The organism is Dickeya sp. NCPPB 3274 (genome assembly GCF_000406205.1).
Classification (GTDB): Bacteria; Pseudomonadota; Gammaproteobacteria; order Enterobacterales; family Enterobacteriaceae; genus Dickeya; species Dickeya fangzhongdai.
On record NZ_CM001979.1, the window covers coordinates 4,277,809 to 4,291,689 of the forward strand.

The 13,881-nt window shown below is 56.0% G+C and carries 12 protein-coding genes; 4 read left to right on the top strand and 8 right to left on the bottom strand.

Features of this window, described 5'->3' with window-relative positions; all coding sequences use genetic code 11:
- Positions 1-23: 23 nt before the first annotated feature.
- Entirely contained in the window at positions 24-965 is a 942-nt protein-coding gene (ribF, locus tag DXX3274_RS19055; RefSeq protein ID WP_042861123.1) for a bifunctional riboflavin kinase/FAD synthetase, read from the bottom strand.
- Between the two features lie 395 nt (positions 966-1,360).
- Here ribF and rpsT point away from each other — a divergent pair, with 395 nt between their 5' ends.
- The gene (gene rpsT, locus DXX3274_RS19060; RefSeq protein WP_038665549.1) at positions 1,361-1,624 is read left to right on the top strand and encodes a 30S ribosomal protein S20; all 264 of its coding nucleotides are present in this window, start codon (positions 1,361-1,363) and stop codon (positions 1,622-1,624) included.
- Between the two features lie 76 nt (positions 1,625-1,700).
- Here rpsT and nhaR read toward each other — a convergent pair whose 3' ends face one another.
- From nhaR to dnaK, 4 genes are all read right to left on the bottom strand, one after another.
- Positions 1,701-2,591, bottom strand: coding sequence for a transcriptional activator NhaR (gene nhaR, locus DXX3274_RS19065; protein WP_042861124.1), 891 nt, complete (start codon positions 2,589-2,591; stop codon positions 1,701-1,703).
- A 34-nt stretch (positions 2,592-2,625) separates the two neighbouring features.
- Complete coding sequence (nhaA, locus tag DXX3274_RS19070) at positions 2,626-3,801, bottom strand: Na+/H+ antiporter NhaA (RefSeq protein WP_042861125.1); 1,176 nt, start codon at positions 3,799-3,801, stop codon at positions 2,626-2,628.
- Between the two features lie 199 nt (positions 3,802-4,000).
- Positions 4,001-5,134, bottom strand: a complete 1,134-nt coding sequence (dnaJ, locus tag DXX3274_RS19075; protein WP_042861126.1) for a molecular chaperone DnaJ — start codon at positions 5,132-5,134, stop codon at positions 4,001-4,003.
- A gap of 109 nt (positions 5,135-5,243) precedes the next feature.
- The gene (dnaK, locus tag DXX3274_RS19080) at positions 5,244-7,154 is read right to left on the bottom strand and encodes a molecular chaperone DnaK (protein ID WP_042861127.1); all 1,911 of its coding nucleotides are present in this window, start codon (positions 7,152-7,154) and stop codon (positions 5,244-5,246) included.
- A gap of 384 nt (positions 7,155-7,538) precedes the next feature.
- Between dnaK and satP the strand changes: the two genes are divergently transcribed.
- Positions 7,539-8,111, top strand: coding sequence for an acetate uptake transporter (gene satP / locus DXX3274_RS19085; protein WP_022634932.1), 573 nt, complete (start codon positions 7,539-7,541; stop codon positions 8,109-8,111).
- Between the two features lie 94 nt (positions 8,112-8,205).
- Here the strand turns inward: satP and DXX3274_RS19090 are convergent, their stop codons facing one another.
- The gene (locus tag DXX3274_RS19090; RefSeq protein ID WP_042861128.1) at positions 8,206-9,525 is read right to left on the bottom strand and encodes an MFS transporter; all 1,320 of its coding nucleotides are present in this window, start codon (positions 9,523-9,525) and stop codon (positions 8,206-8,208) included.
- A 128-nt stretch (positions 9,526-9,653) separates the two neighbouring features.
- Positions 9,654-10,241 carry a molybdopterin adenylyltransferase gene (gene mog, locus DXX3274_RS19095; protein WP_038665531.1) on the bottom strand — a complete coding sequence of 196 codons (588 nt, stop codon included), beginning with the start codon at positions 10,239-10,241 and terminating at the stop codon, positions 9,654-9,656.
- A gap of 413 nt (positions 10,242-10,654) precedes the next feature.
- Between mog and DXX3274_RS19100 the strand changes: the two genes are divergently transcribed.
- Positions 10,655-11,803, top strand: coding sequence for a GGDEF domain-containing protein (locus DXX3274_RS19100; protein WP_042861130.1), 1,149 nt, complete (start codon positions 10,655-10,657; stop codon positions 11,801-11,803).
- 30 nt (positions 11,804-11,833) lie between these two features.
- Here DXX3274_RS19100 and tal read toward each other — a convergent pair whose 3' ends face one another.
- The gene (gene tal / locus DXX3274_RS19105; RefSeq protein ID WP_042861131.1) at positions 11,834-12,787 is read right to left on the bottom strand and encodes a transaldolase; all 954 of its coding nucleotides are present in this window, start codon (positions 12,785-12,787) and stop codon (positions 11,834-11,836) included.
- Positions 12,788-13,090: 303 nt separating this feature from the next.
- On the opposite strand from tal, the gene yaaA reads away from it, so the two are divergent.
- A complete protein-coding gene (gene yaaA, locus DXX3274_RS19110) occupies positions 13,091-13,870 on the top strand; it encodes a peroxide stress protein YaaA (protein WP_042861132.1) in 780 nt (259 codons plus the stop codon).
- Positions 13,871-13,881: the final 11 nt, after the last annotated feature.

Sequence of the window (13,881 nt, forward strand, 5' to 3'; positions counted from 1 at the left end):
TTTCGTTTTCGGCTAGAGAAAAATTAAACCGGTGCCTTCAACCCGAAGAACTCACGGGCGGCCACCACATCGTTGGCGATTTGCTGCTTCAGCGCATCCAGCGAAGCAAACCGCTGCTCACTACGTAATTTTTTACACATCACTACATCTATATGTCGTCCATACAGATCCAGTGTCACATCCAGCAGATGCACTTCCAGTTGCTGGCGTTTGTCTCCGGTCACGGTCGGACGAGTGCCGATGTTGGCCACGCCGGGCAACGGCGCGTCGCCCAATCCGTACACCTGAACCGCATACACGCCGCTGACCGGCGATACCTGGCGCTTGAGAGGCAGGTTGGCTGTTGGAAAACCGATGGTGCGCCCCAGTTCATTGCCGTGTACCACCCGACCAGAAATACTGAACGGGTGTCCCAGCAGTTCCTCCGCCAGGATCAGATCGTCCTGTACCAGCGCTTCGCGTACCGCGGTGCTGCTGACCCGCTTGCCGCTGCTGCAGAAAGTGGTGGTGCTGATCACCTCGAAATTCTGTTCGGCGCCAGCTTTCTGTAATAACAGGAAATCCCCTTCCCGGCCAGCCCCGAAGCGGAAGTCATCCCCCACCACCAGAAACTTCACTCCCAGCTTTTCCACCAGCAGACTGGAGATAAAGGTATTGGCATGATTAGCGGCAAAGCTGGCGTCAAACGTCACGCACAGCAGGTAATCCACGCCGGCCTGCGCCAGATATTTCACCTTGTCGCGCAGGCGGGTCAGCCGTGCCGGCGCTTTCTCGGCGGCAAACAGCTCCAGCGGCTGAGGTTCGAAAATCATCACCATCACCGGCAACCCGCGTGCCTGCCCTTCCTGCTTCAGGCGTTCAAGCAGTGCCTGATGTCCGCGGTGGACACCGTCAAAGTTACCAATAGTTAGCACACAGCCGTAATGGCAGGCCTGAAGATTGTGTATACCGCGAATTAGCTGCATAACTGGCTCAAAACAGTGGAAATCGGCGGATTATACCTTGTACAGCGAGCAAGGTTAACCCGCGATTCATGCCTTTTGTGCCGGCCCGGCGGATTTCAGCGTCCCGCTTCGATGAGAATTTTTCATATACCGAAAATCGGGCGCATCGCCGGGTGCGCGGCTTTTGACCCGTAATCAAACGCTTGACGCCACAAAGGCGGCAAACGGTGAATTTATGACGCGAAAGGCTGTATTCCCGGCGCTTAAGCTGTTAAAATCCCGCGCCATCACAACGTAACAAGCGCTGGCGTACAAACGGCGCTTATTTGCACAAATCCATTGACAAAAGAAGGCTAAAAGGGCATATTCCTCGGCCTTTGAATTGTCCTCGATAGAATATATTTGGGAGTTGGACCTTGGCTAATATCAAATCAGCTAAGAAACGCGCCGTACAGTCTGAGAAGCGCCGCAAGCACAATGCAAGCCGTCGCTCCATGATGCGTACTTTCATCAAGAAAGTGTATGCGGCCATCGCCGGTGGCGATAAAGAAGCTGCACAGAAAGCATTTAATGACATGCAACCGATCGTGGATCGTCAGGCCAGCAAAGGTCTGATCCACAAAAACAAAGCTGCTCGTCATAAATCTAATCTGACTGCGCAGATCAACGCGATGCAGTAATCACGTTTACGTGATGAATCGCTGAAAAAACCGGCTCAGGCCGGTTTTTTTGTGCCTGCTCGCCAGTGAAATGGTTTCACTCGCAAAACAGGGAAGAGAAATCCGCATTGCAGACGCGCTGCACCGCCGGATGCTGAATCATACGTTCCGCGAAGATGACGTAATACTCGTCCTGAATGTTGTCGAGGCGGCCGATTTCCATAATGTCGTCTTGCGCGGCCATCTCGCGGGCATGCAGCGACGGCGCGACGAAAACCGCGTCATGGTTCATACCGAAAGCGGTCATCAGCGCCGCGTCATCAAACTCGCCCATAATGTCCACCGGCAGATTCTGCTCGCTGAACCAGTTGAGTAACTTGCGGCCCAGCATGGTGCGACGTGCCGGAATCAATAATTTACGCTGCGACAGACAGGCGGGAAAAGGCAGACTCGGCCCCGGCCGGCGACAGTAAAAACTCACGTCGCACTCGCCGAGCTTGCGGGAAAACAGCCCCGCCTGCTGGCCGGAATCGACCGGGCAATCCGACAGAATCATGTCCAGCTTATGCTGACTCAACTGCTCGATCAGCATCTCATGGGTAGACTCGAAGCAGCGCAGATGAATCGGCGTCTGTTCATTTACCACCGTTTCCAGCACCCGGCTCACCAACCGTTTGGACAAGGCATCCGCGACGCCGACATCAAACAGCAGGCTGGACTCCTTGCGGTAATTCACGATATCCAGCATTTCCTGGCTCAACGCAAACATCTTGTCCGCATAGCGAAACACCAGTTGCCCCAGTTCAGTCGGCTCCAGGCCGCGTCCTCTGCGTTTGAACAGCTTGCCCTGCAAACGTTCTTCCAGCGATTTGATCTGCCCGGTAATCGTCTGCGGCGTCAGGAACAACCGTTCGGCGGCACCCGCCACCGAACCGGTCTTGCACACCTGCCAGAAATAATAGAGATGATTGAAATTGATATGCGACATGCGATCGATCCCCTTCTCTACTCTCGTGCACACCTCAGCGTTGCGCGGCAGGCAATACCGAACGCAACGTCAGGTAGCCCAGCACCGCCGTCGTGAGCGACGTCAGCAAGATCGCCAATTTGGCATACAGAATGTCCTCTGCGGATACGTCGCTAAACGCCAGCAACGTAATGAAAATAGACATGGTGAACCCGATGCCGCACAGCACCGACACCGCCATCACCTGACGGAAATCCACGCCGCCCGGCAATTTTCCCAGCCCAAGGCGGATCACCAGCCAGCTAAACAACGACACGCCAATCGGTTTACCCAGCAATAACCCGCTGGCGATGCCCAGCGCCAATGGCGACAGCAAATGGTCCGCGGTAACGCCCTGCAGCGTAATGCCGGCATTGGCGAAAGCAAACAGCGGGATCACCAGAAACGCGATCCAGCTTGCCAGCCCATGTTCCAGCGTACTGGCGGGCGAGGGGTTGCCCGCCGGAACGCGCAGCGGAATAAAGAAGCCGACAATCACGCCGGCCAGCGTGGCATGCACGCCGGATTTAAGAATGCAGACCCACAACACAATCCCGACCAGCAGATAAGCAGACGTTTTCATCACCTGCTGGCGATTCATGTACGCCAATAAAGCAATCGCCGCCAGCGCACCCGACAATGCTCCCCAGTGCAGTTGCTGGGTATAGAACAGCGCGATAATTATGATGGCCCCAAGATCATCGATAATCGCCAACGCCAGCAAAAACACTTTCAGCCCGATCGGCACTCGCTTGCCCAACAACACCAGAATACCGACCGCAAAAGCGATATCCGTCGCGGTGGGAATCGCCCAGCCTGAACGGGTTTCCGCTTCAGCGGCGTTAAACAGCAGGAAAAACAGCGCGGGAACCAGCATCCCGCCAAAGGCCGCCACCACCGGCAGTATCGCCTGCTGCCGGCTCGCCAGCGCGCCGACCACCAGTTCGCGTTTCACTTCCAGACCGACCTGCAGGAAAAACAGCGCCATCAGGCCGTCATTGATCCACAACAGCAGCGGCTTGTTGATTTCCAGCGCGCCAATGCCCATCACCACCGATATCTCCAGAAAGGACTGATACCACGGCAATGTGGCCGGTATGTTGGCGACTAGCAGCGCCAGTAAAGTCGCGGCAATCAAAATCATGCCGGCGGCCGCTTCCAGCCCGGTCAGATAGCGGAACAGCTTTATCATATTTATTCTCCCTTACAGTATCGGCGGACATCACAGCCCGATAATGGATAGCAAGGTTAAGCCACAGTACTCATCGTTAAAAGCAGTTTTAAATTGGATTAATACTCGTAAAAACCGAATCAGTGAATGATGGCAATAAAAAAACCGGCCAGGATTAGTCCAGCCGGTTTTTATCACAGTGCTACTGTGGTGCTCAGGATCAGCGCGTCAGGTCGTCAAAGAATTTCTTCACGCCGTCGAAGAAACTTTTGGAACGCGGGCTGTTGCTTTCGCCTGTCGGGCCGCCAAAGCTCTCCTGCAATTCCTGCAACAGCTGTTTTTGACGATCGCTCAGATTGACCGGGGTTTCCACCACCACCCGGCACAGCAGATCGCCCTGAATGCCGCCGCGTACCGATTTCACGCCTTTGCCGCGCATGCGGAACAGTTTGCCGGTCTGCGTTTCCGCCGGTACTTTCAGCATCACGCGCCCATCCAGCGTCGGCACTTCAATTTCACCGCCCAACGCCGCCATAGCGAAGTTGATCGGCACTTCGCAGTAGAGGTTGTTGTCTTCGCGCTGGAAGATCGGGTGCTCGCGCACCTGCACCTGTACGTACAGATCGCCAGCCGGGGCGCCAAATTCCCCCGCTTCCCCTTCACCCGCCAGGCGGATGCGATCGCCAGTGTCAACGCCGGCCGGAATCTTGACCGACAGCGTTTTGCTTTTCTCAACGCGCCCGTGACCGTGACACTTCGTGCAAGGATCTTTGATGATCTTGCCGCGGCCATGACAGTGCGGACAGGTCTGCTGCACGGTGAAGAACCCCTGACGCATCTGCACCTGTCCGTTGCCGTGACAGGTTGGACAGGTCACCGCATTGCTGCCCGGTCTGGCGCCGCTGCCATGACAAACGTCGCATTCCTGCAACGTCGGGATACGGATCTCTTTGGTGACGCCGCGTACCGCTTCTTCCAGCGTCAGCTCCATGGTGTAGCGTAAATCAGAGCCGCGGCTCGCACGCTGACGGCGACCGCCGCCAAAGATATCACCGAAAACGTCGCCGAAAATATCGCCGAAATCAGCGCCGCCGAAACCACCAGCACCGCCGCCGCCCATACCGCCCTGCTCAAACGCGGCATGTCCATACTGATCGTAGGCCGCGCGTTTCTGAGCATCGGTCAAAATCTCATAGGCTTCTTTGACTTCCTTGAATTTGGCCTCGGCGTCTTTGTCGCCCGGATTGCGATCCGGGTGATATTTCATCGCCAGCCGTTTGTAAGCCTTTTTGATTTCACGCTCATCCGCGTCTTTCGCAACGCCCAGAATCTCGTAGTAGTCTTGCTTCGCCATTCTTTTTTCCTGCCCTCAACATGCGTGCACGGGCGCAGAGTTTCCCCGACGCCCGTGCTGGTTGCCAGCAACAGTATGAGCTACCGCTACTGCGCCCGCCTAAGGGCGATTATTTCTTGTCTTTGACTTCTTCGAACTCGGCGTCAACGACATCATCATCCTGACGGGCCGCATTGTCGGCACCGGCAGCACCGGCCTGAGCCTGTTGCTGCTGAGCGGCTTCCAGCAGTTTGGTAGACGCTTCCGCCAGCTTCTGGATCTTCGCTTCGATGTCCGCCTTGTCTTCGCCTTTCAGCGCGGTTTCCAGCGCTTTCAGCGCCTCTTCGATAGCGGTCTTGTCAGCAGCGGCCAGTTTGTCGCCGGTTTCTTCCAGCTGTTTGCGGGTGCTGTGCAGCAGGTGGTCGCCCTGGTTGCGCGCCTGCACCAGCTCTTCAAACTTACGATCCGATTCGGCGTTGGCTTCGGCTTCACGCACCATCTTCTGGATTTCGTCCTCGTTCAGGCCGGAAGACGCCTTGATGGTGATGTTCTGCTCGCGGCCGCTGTTCTTGTCTTTGGCGGAAACGTGCAGGATACCGTCGGCATCGATATCGAAGGTAACTTCGATCTGCGGCATACCGCGCGGCGCCGGCTGAATACCGTCCAGGTTGAACTGACCCAGCGACTTGTTATCGTGGGCGCGCTTACGCTCACCCTGCAGTACGTGGATAGTCACCGCGGACTGGTTGTCTTCCGCCGTCGAGAACACCTGGCTGTGCTTGGTCGGGATAGTGGTGTTCTTGGTAATCAGCGGAGTCATCACGCCGCCCATGGTTTCGATACCCAGAGACAGCGGAGTGACGTCCAGCAGCAGCACGTCTTTCACGTCGCCAGCCAGCACGCCGCCCTGCACCGCGGCGCCAATCGCCACCGCTTCGTCCGGGTTCACGTCTTTACGCGGTTCTTTACCGAAGAAATCGGCGACTTTCTTCTGCACCAGCGGCATACGGGTCTGACCGCCGACCAGAATCACGTCTTGGATTTCGGAAACCGACAGCCCGGCATCCTGCAACGCCACTTTCAGCGGCTCCAGAGAACGGGTCACCAGATCTTCGACCAGCGATTCCAGTTTGGCGCGCGTTACCTTGATGTTCAGGTGTTTCGGGCCGGTGGCGTCCGCCGTGATGTACGGCAGGTTAACATCGGTCTGCTGAGCGGAAGACAGTTCGATCTTCGCTTTTTCCGCCGCTTCTTTCAGACGCTGCATCGCCAGCGGGTCGTTACGCAGGTCAAAGCCCTGCTCTTTTTTGAATTCGTCAACCAGGTAGTTGATCATACGGCTGTCGAAGTCTTCGCCGCCCAGGTGGGTATCACCGTTGGTCGCCAGCACTTCGAAGGTTTTCTCGCCGTCGACATCATCGATTTCAATGATGGAGATATCGAACGTACCGCCGCCCAGGTCGTATACGGCGATAGTGCGGTTGCCGACGCCTTTGTCCAGGCCGTAAGCCAGCGCAGCCGCCGTCGGTTCGTTGATGATACGTTTGACTTCCAGACCGGCGATACGGCCGGCGTCTTTGGTCGCCTGACGCTGAGCGTCGTTGAAGTAAGCCGGTACGGTGATGACCGCTTCGGTGATGGTTTCACCCAGATAATCTTCCGCCGTCTTCTTCATTTTTTTCAGCACTTCAGCGGAAATCTGCGGCGGAGCCAGTTTCTGGTCTTTCACTTCCACCCAGGCGTCGCCGTTGTCGGCCGGAAGGATTCTGTACGGCATGATGTTGGTGTCACGCTGTACTTCTTCATCCTGGAAACGACGACCAATCAGACGCTTGATGGCGAACAGCGTATTTTTCGGGTTAGTCACCGCCTGACGTTTAGCCGGTTGGCCAACCAGAGTTTCACCATCTTGCGTATAGGCAATAATGGAAGGCGTGGTGCGATCGCCTTCGCTGTTTTCCAGTACCTTAACCTGCGTACCGTCCATAATCGCTACACAAGAGTTGGTTGTACCCAAGTCGATACCAATAATCTTACCCATCTAAACATCTCCACTTAAAAGTCATATCCGGTGTGGTGGTTTAACCTACTATGCGGGCGAAATACTGCTTTTCAACACCCCGAAATCGTCTTTGTCTTTTCGGTCAAACCGCTTGATGACTCTAAGATGGGGACGACAATTCCTGCATCAAGGGGCACTAACCAAAAAAAACTGCATCTTCCCGGTTTTTGATCAAAGTATTCGCATCCTATCTGGTTGTATCGCCCATTCCCGCCCGCTATGATGCCGCGCTCGCCGCAGAAAAGGGATTGACCCGGCCTGACAGCGGGTACCGGCGACGCTCCGTTTACCTCATGGGAACGCCCGCCGGGCAAACCTTGAGACACAACAACACATTGACCATTTTGTTATTGCAGAGGATGTATGCACGCGAAAACGTTGGCGAATCCGGGCCCACTGGGACTGATGGGCTTCGGGATGACCACCATTCTGTTAAACCTGCACAACGCAGGCTTTTTCCCACTGACTTCCATTATTCTGAGCATGGGAATCTTCTACGGCGGCATCGCCCAGATTCTGGCCGGTCTGCTGGAATATAAGAAAGGCAATACCTTTGGCGTGACTGCCTTTACCTCCTACGGCGCGTTCTGGCTGACTCTGGTCGCCATCATCATGCTGCCGAAAATGGGTCTGGCGGAAGCGGCCGATGCGCAGTTCCTCGGCGTGTTCCTGGCGCTGTGGGGTATCTTCACCCTGTTCATGTTCTTCGGCACCCTGGGCGCCAACCGCGCACTGCAGTTCGTGTTCGCCAGCCTGACCGTGCTGTTCGCCCTGCTGGCGATCGGCAACATCACCGGCAACCACGCACTGCTGACCTTCGCCGGTTATGAAGGCATTATCTGCGGCGCCAGCGCCATCTATCTGGCGATGGCCGAAGTGCTCAACGAACAGTACGGCCGTACCGTACTGCCGATTGGCGCTCGCGGCGCGCACTGACGGAAAACCGTTTAGAGCGGCACCCACGCAAATCAACGCAAAAAAGAGAGGCGCATCAGGCGCCTCTCTTTTTTGTCCGGATGTCCGCGCGAGTCTACACCCCGGCCGGAGAACCGACCTGTTCAGCCTGCGCTTCCACCTCGCGGTGAGTCTGGCTTTGCAGATAAACGCCCAGCACCAGCCCCAACGCGCACAACGCCAGCACATAGAAGGCCGGCGCCAGCGGCGTCCACTTCATCATCAGCGTGACGAAAATGGGCGTCATGCCGCCAAAAATGGCGTAAGCCACGTTATACGAGAAGGAAATACCGGAGAAACGCACCGCCGCCGGGAACGCCCGCACCATCACGTAGGGCACCGCGCCCACCACCCCGACGCTCAATCCCGCCAGCGCATAGCTGACAAACAGCAGGCTATGGCTCTGCGCGGCATGGGAGTAAAACAACCAGCTGCACGTCGCAAACAACAGACTGCCGATGATGAAGGTACGACCCACGCCAATGCGGTCCGCCGCCAGCCCGGCGACGATACAGCCGACCATCAACGCGACGGTGGCCAGACTGTTGGCCTGTAATGTCAACGCCGCCGGGATGCCATGCAATTTTTGCAAATACACCGGCGCCATCAGAATCACCACCACAATCCCGGCGGACAACATCCAGGTCAGCAACATGCTGACCAGTATCGCTTTCTTATGACGCAACACGATGGTCTTGAGCGGCAGTTCCTCCGCCAGCGCTTTGTGCGCCTGCATCTCGCGGAAAATCGGCGTTTCCTGCAACCAGCGGCGCAAATACAGCGCGATAAGTCCGAAGATACCGCCAATAAAGAATGGGATACGCCAGCCACCGGCGACGATCTGCGCGGGCGGCAGCAAGGTATTGAGCAACGTGGCGATCATCGACCCGAACAAAATCCCCAGCGTCAGCCCGGCGGTCAGCGTGCCGCAGGCGAGGCCGATACGGGAGCGGGGAACGTGCTCCGCGACGAACACCCAGGCGCCCGGCACTTCACCGCCGATCGCCGCGCCCTGCAACACCCGCATCAACAGCAGCAGCAAAGGGGCCGCGATGCCGATGGAGGCATAGGTCGGCAACATACCCATTCCCAGCGTGGGCAGCGCCATCAGTAATATGCTCAGGCTGAACATTTTTTTGCGACCGACCCGATCGCCAAAATGCGCCATCACGATACCGCCCAGCGGGCGAGCCAGATAGCCGGCGGCAAAGATGCCAAAGGTTTGAACCTGCCGCAGCCATTCGGGAATATCCGACGGGAAAAACAGATCGCCGATAACAGCGGCAAAAAAGACGAAGATGATGAAGTCGTAAAACTCCAGCGCGCCGCCCAGCGCCGCCAATGAAAGGGTTTGATAATCGTGTCGATTCAATCGACGGTGTTGTTCGCCAGCCATAAATCACCGCACAATGCCAGTACAATAAGAAAATAATTTCAAATCGCTGTGTAAATGAAACCTTACTATAGCGGCAGTTTTTTGACACACCAGCACCGGGCGACGGTTATCAACAAAATGCGTCAACTTCAGCTTTTTATATCGCGTATCGCACTCTTGGGGCGAAAAGCTGCTACTACGTCCGGATTGGTTTCGATATAAGGTCCTTCCAGCAGTTGGATGCAGTAGGGAACACTGGCGAAAATCCCCGGCACGATGACCTGGCCGGACGCATCTTTCAGGCCGGTCAGGGTCTCGCGGATGGATTTCGGCTGCCCCGGCAGGTTGAGGATCAGCGCCTGTTTACGGATTACGCCAACCTGGCGCGACAGAATGGCGGTGGGAACAAAACGCAGGCTGATCTGCCGCATCTGCTCGCCGAATCCCGGCATTTCCCGATCGGCCACCGCCAGCGTGGCGTCCGGCGTCACATCCCGACGCGCCGGGCCGGTGCCGCCGGTGGTCAGCACCAGATGGCAGCCGCACTCATCCACCAGTTCACACAGCGTCTGTTCAATCAGCGGTTGTTCATCCGGCACCAGACGAGTTTGCACGTCGAAGGGAGTGGTCAGTGCTTCCGCCAGCCATGCCTGCAGAGCCGGAATGCCTTCATCCTGATAGACACCGCTGGATGCGCGATCAGAAATCGATACCAAACCAACACATAGACTGTTCATAAGCACCTCTTGTTTATCAAAAAATTTATTCTATCAGTCTGATTAATTATCCGATGCGTTAAATCCATTCAAAAATCCGCTCGCTAATGCGACAATGTTCGAAATCTGCGCGGTTGCACCAGAAAATGCGCTACGACCGTGCACAATATCTAACGATTCAACGAGTTAATTCTCGCTCATCGATTAATGTTTCTGACAATAACAATAATTAAGAGTCTACCTCAGCCAGCGTGATTGTCGCAGCCAGATTGAACAAGGAAAGTGAACGGAAACCACAACGTTAATCACGACGGTGCGAATTCCGGGCACCATTCGGTTCAACCCGGTAAAGGAAATCCCCGAGCGGAGCAGACTCTGTAAGTAAGACCGATTGCCGGGCAACGGCGCATCACCGGGAAATGCAGGAAAAGTGAATGAATTTTATTAAAAATCACATTGTCAGGTTGCTTGCCAATCCGGTTTCCGCTTTTGTCTTGTTTGGCCTGTTCTCGGTTGCTCTAACCAGCCTGTTGTTGCTGAATTCCCGCCAGAAAGACTGGCAGGAGGAAAAGCGCAATTTCGACAGCATCATCCGCCTGTACGAATCCTATAACACCGGCGGCGAAATCGCCGAAAGCGACCATTTCTACAAGGTCGGCAACTCGATGTTTTCCCGGGTGCGGATTATGGCGTTCAACACCCGCGACGTCAGTCATGAATGCATCAACCGCCTGTCAGAACTGAATCTTTCCCTTAACGACATGGCGATCATCCGGGTATGCCAGAATCTGCTGCCGTCCGCCGGTAACCCGCCGGAAAAGGAGCAGCTCACCACCGTCATGCCGATTCTCTCACCCACCGACAAACTGATCGGCTTACGTGTACGCGTCACCACGCTGGGTTCCTCGCCCGGCTTTGGCAACATTGCCACCTCTTCGGCGGAAATCATCACGCTGGCCTGCATCAGCCTGATGATTGCCGTTATGGGTAGCCTGCTGTCGCTGGTCGCAAAAAAATATCTGATTGAACTGCCGACCACGGCTCGTTACGACGACCTGACCGGCTTTCTGCGTCGGGATGCGTTTTACCAGTCAGCCAACCGCGCGTTGAAAGCTGCGCGTCATGAAAACAAGCCGCTGTGCGCCATGCTGATTGATATCGATCACTTCAAGCAGGTGAACGACACGCTGGGGCACGCGGCAGGCGACGAAGCGCTGAAAGCGGTGGCGGACGTCATTCGGCATTCGTTTCGTCGTCATGACATTCTTTGCCGTCTGGGCGGCGACGAGTTTGCCGTCGTACTGCCCAACATCTTGCAGGAAAACGCCGTGCGCGTGGCGGAGCGCGTCAGAGAGGGAATCCATGAGCTTGGCCACGCCTCGACCTCAATGTCGCCGGGAATTACCGTCAGCATCGGGCTGGTGACCGTCGAGTCGCCGGACGAAAGGCTGGATGACATCATCCGCCGTGCCGACGTTAACCTGTATCTGGCGAAAAGAACCCGCAACTGCACGATCACCACCCCGCTCGCACAGCCTCTGCGCCAGGGCGACGCAGAAACAAAAACGGCCAGCGCCAGCTGACCGTTTTCCACACTAACGAGACGTCGCGTCTTACAACAGCGCGGCGATCATTTTTTCCAGTTTTTCCTGGTCTACCGCAAACTTACGGATACCGTCGGCCAGCTTGTCCACCGCCATCGGATCCTGATTATGCTGCCAGTAGAATTCGGACTCGGTCAGTCTGGCCGGGCGCGCTTTCACCTCGCCGCTGTAAGACAGTTTGTGCGCCACGTCGCCCTGGCTTTCCGCCAGTTCTTTGAGCAGCGCCGGCGCGATGGTCAGGCGATCGCAACCAGCCAGTTCCAGAATCTCGCCGACATTGCGGAAGCTGGCGCCCATCACCACCGTTTCATAACCGTGCTGTTTGTAATATTTGTAGATGTCGGTAACGGAGATGACGCCCGGATCTTCGTGCGGCGCGAACTCTTTCTTGTCGCCGTTGGCTTTGTACCAGTCCAGAATACGACCCACGAACGGGGAAATCAGGAACACGCCCGCTTCGGCGCAGGCACGCGCCTGAGCAAACGAGAACAGCAGGGTCAGGTTACAGTTGATGCCTTCTTTTTCCAGTTGCTCGGCGGCGCAGATACCCTGCCAGGTGGACGCCAGTTTGATCAGAATACGGTCATTGCTGATGCCGGCATCGTTGTACAGTTTGATCAGGCGTTTCGCTTTGGCGACGCTGGCTGCGGTGTCATAGGAAAGACGGGCGTCCACTTCGGTGGAGATGCGCCCCGGAATCAACTTGAGAATTTCCAGACCGATATTGACCGCCAGTTTGTCCGTCGCATCGACAACCTGCTGCTCGCGTTTGTTGCTCTGCGCGCGGGCCCAGGCCACAGCGTCATCAATCAGCGCACGGTATTCCGGGATTTGCGCGGCATTCAGAATCAGGGAAGGGTTGGTGGTGGCGTCCTGCGGCTGGTAAAGCTTCATTGCCGCGATATCGCCGGTATCCGCCACCACAGTGGTGAATTGGCGTAGGGAAGTCAGTTTATCCGTCATGTTGGCCTTTCTCATTGTTTGTGCATGAACTGGTGGCAGGAACTGTCGCCAGAGCCTGATAATAACACGCGCCCAAGCCCGCGCAAGCGGACCAGAAAAAAACCGCACGCAGGAAACAGCACCTTTTTTCAATTAAAAATCAACAAAATAAGAGTCATTCATTTTTCTTTTCTCTCTATGTTTGATGAAAAATCACACGGAAGCCTAAACCACGCTGATTTATCGCGCCTGTCACAGCCATCGCCCCTTTTTTACCGGCTTTTGCTACAGTAAGGCCATTCAAGACACCAACGGGATACGTTTATGCTGATCACCCTTTCACCTGCCAAAACGCTGGATTACACCAGCCCGCTGCCCACACAACGCTACACGCAACCCGCTCTGCTGGAGTATTCCCTGCAGTTGATGCGGCACTGCAAACAGCTGACCCCGGCGCAGATTGCTTCGCTGATGGGCATCAGCGATAAGCTGGCGGACCTGAATGCGGCCCGTTTTCAGGAATGGCACCCAGAATTTTCGCTGGATAACGCGCGTCAGGCATTGCTGGCGTTCAAAGGCGATGTCTATACCGGGCTGGCGGCGGAGGATTTCAACGAGGCGGATTTCGATTTCGCCCAGCAGCATCTGCGTATTCTGTCCGGCCTGTACGGCGTGCTGCGGCCGCTGGACCTGATGCAGCCTTACCGGCTGGAAATGGGTATCCGGCTGAAAAACGACGCGGGCAACGACCTGTATCAGTTCTGGGGCGATACCATCACCGACACGCTCAATCAGGCGCTGAAAGCGCAGAACGACGATATTCTGATCAATCTGGCATCCGACGAATACTTCAAATCCGTCAAACCGGCCAGACTCAAGGCGCGGCTGATAAAACCGGTTTTTCTCGATGAGAAGAATGGCAAGTTTAAGGTGATCAGCTTCTACGCCAAGAAAGCGCGTGGCTTGATGAGCCGCTTCATCATTCAGAACCGCCTGACCACGCCGGAGCAACTGAAAGACTTCGGCAGCGAAGGCTATTACTTTGACGCCGCCGACTCCTCGGCAGACGAACTGATCTTCAAGCGCCGCGAGCGCGACGCCTGACAAAACGGGTT

Coding starts and splice junctions, on each gene's coding strand:
- nhaA (WP_042861125.1), bottom strand. CDS start 3,801: ATGATAAAGCTGTTCCGCTATCTGACCGGGCTGGAAGCGGCCGCCGGC.
- DXX3274_RS19100 (WP_042861130.1), top strand. CDS start 10,655: ATGAATTTTATTAAAAATCACATTGTCAGGTTGCTTGCCAATCCGGTT.
- mog (WP_038665531.1), bottom strand. CDS start 10,241: ATGAACAGTCTATGTGTTGGTTTGGTATCGATTTCTGATCGCGCATCC.
- dnaK (WP_042861127.1), bottom strand. CDS start 7,154: ATGGGTAAGATTATTGGTATCGACTTGGGTACAACCAACTCTTGTGTA.
- tal (WP_042861131.1), bottom strand. CDS start 12,787: ATGACGGATAAACTGACTTCCCTACGCCAATTCACCACTGTGGTGGCG.
- ribF (WP_042861123.1), bottom strand. CDS start 965: ATGCAGCTAATTCGCGGTATACACAATCTTCAGGCCTGCCATTACGGC.
- dnaJ (WP_042861126.1), bottom strand. CDS start 5,134: ATGGCGAAGCAAGACTACTACGAGATTCTGGGCGTTGCGAAAGACGCG.
- nhaR (WP_042861124.1), bottom strand. CDS start 2,591: ATGTCGCATATCAATTTCAATCATCTCTATTATTTCTGGCAGGTGTGC.
- satP (WP_022634932.1), top strand. CDS start 7,539: ATGCACGCGAAAACGTTGGCGAATCCGGGCCCACTGGGACTGATGGGC.
- DXX3274_RS19090 (WP_042861128.1), bottom strand. CDS start 9,525: ATGGCTGGCGAACAACACCGTCGATTGAATCGACACGATTATCAAACC.
- yaaA (WP_042861132.1), top strand. CDS start 13,091: ATGCTGATCACCCTTTCACCTGCCAAAACGCTGGATTACACCAGCCCG.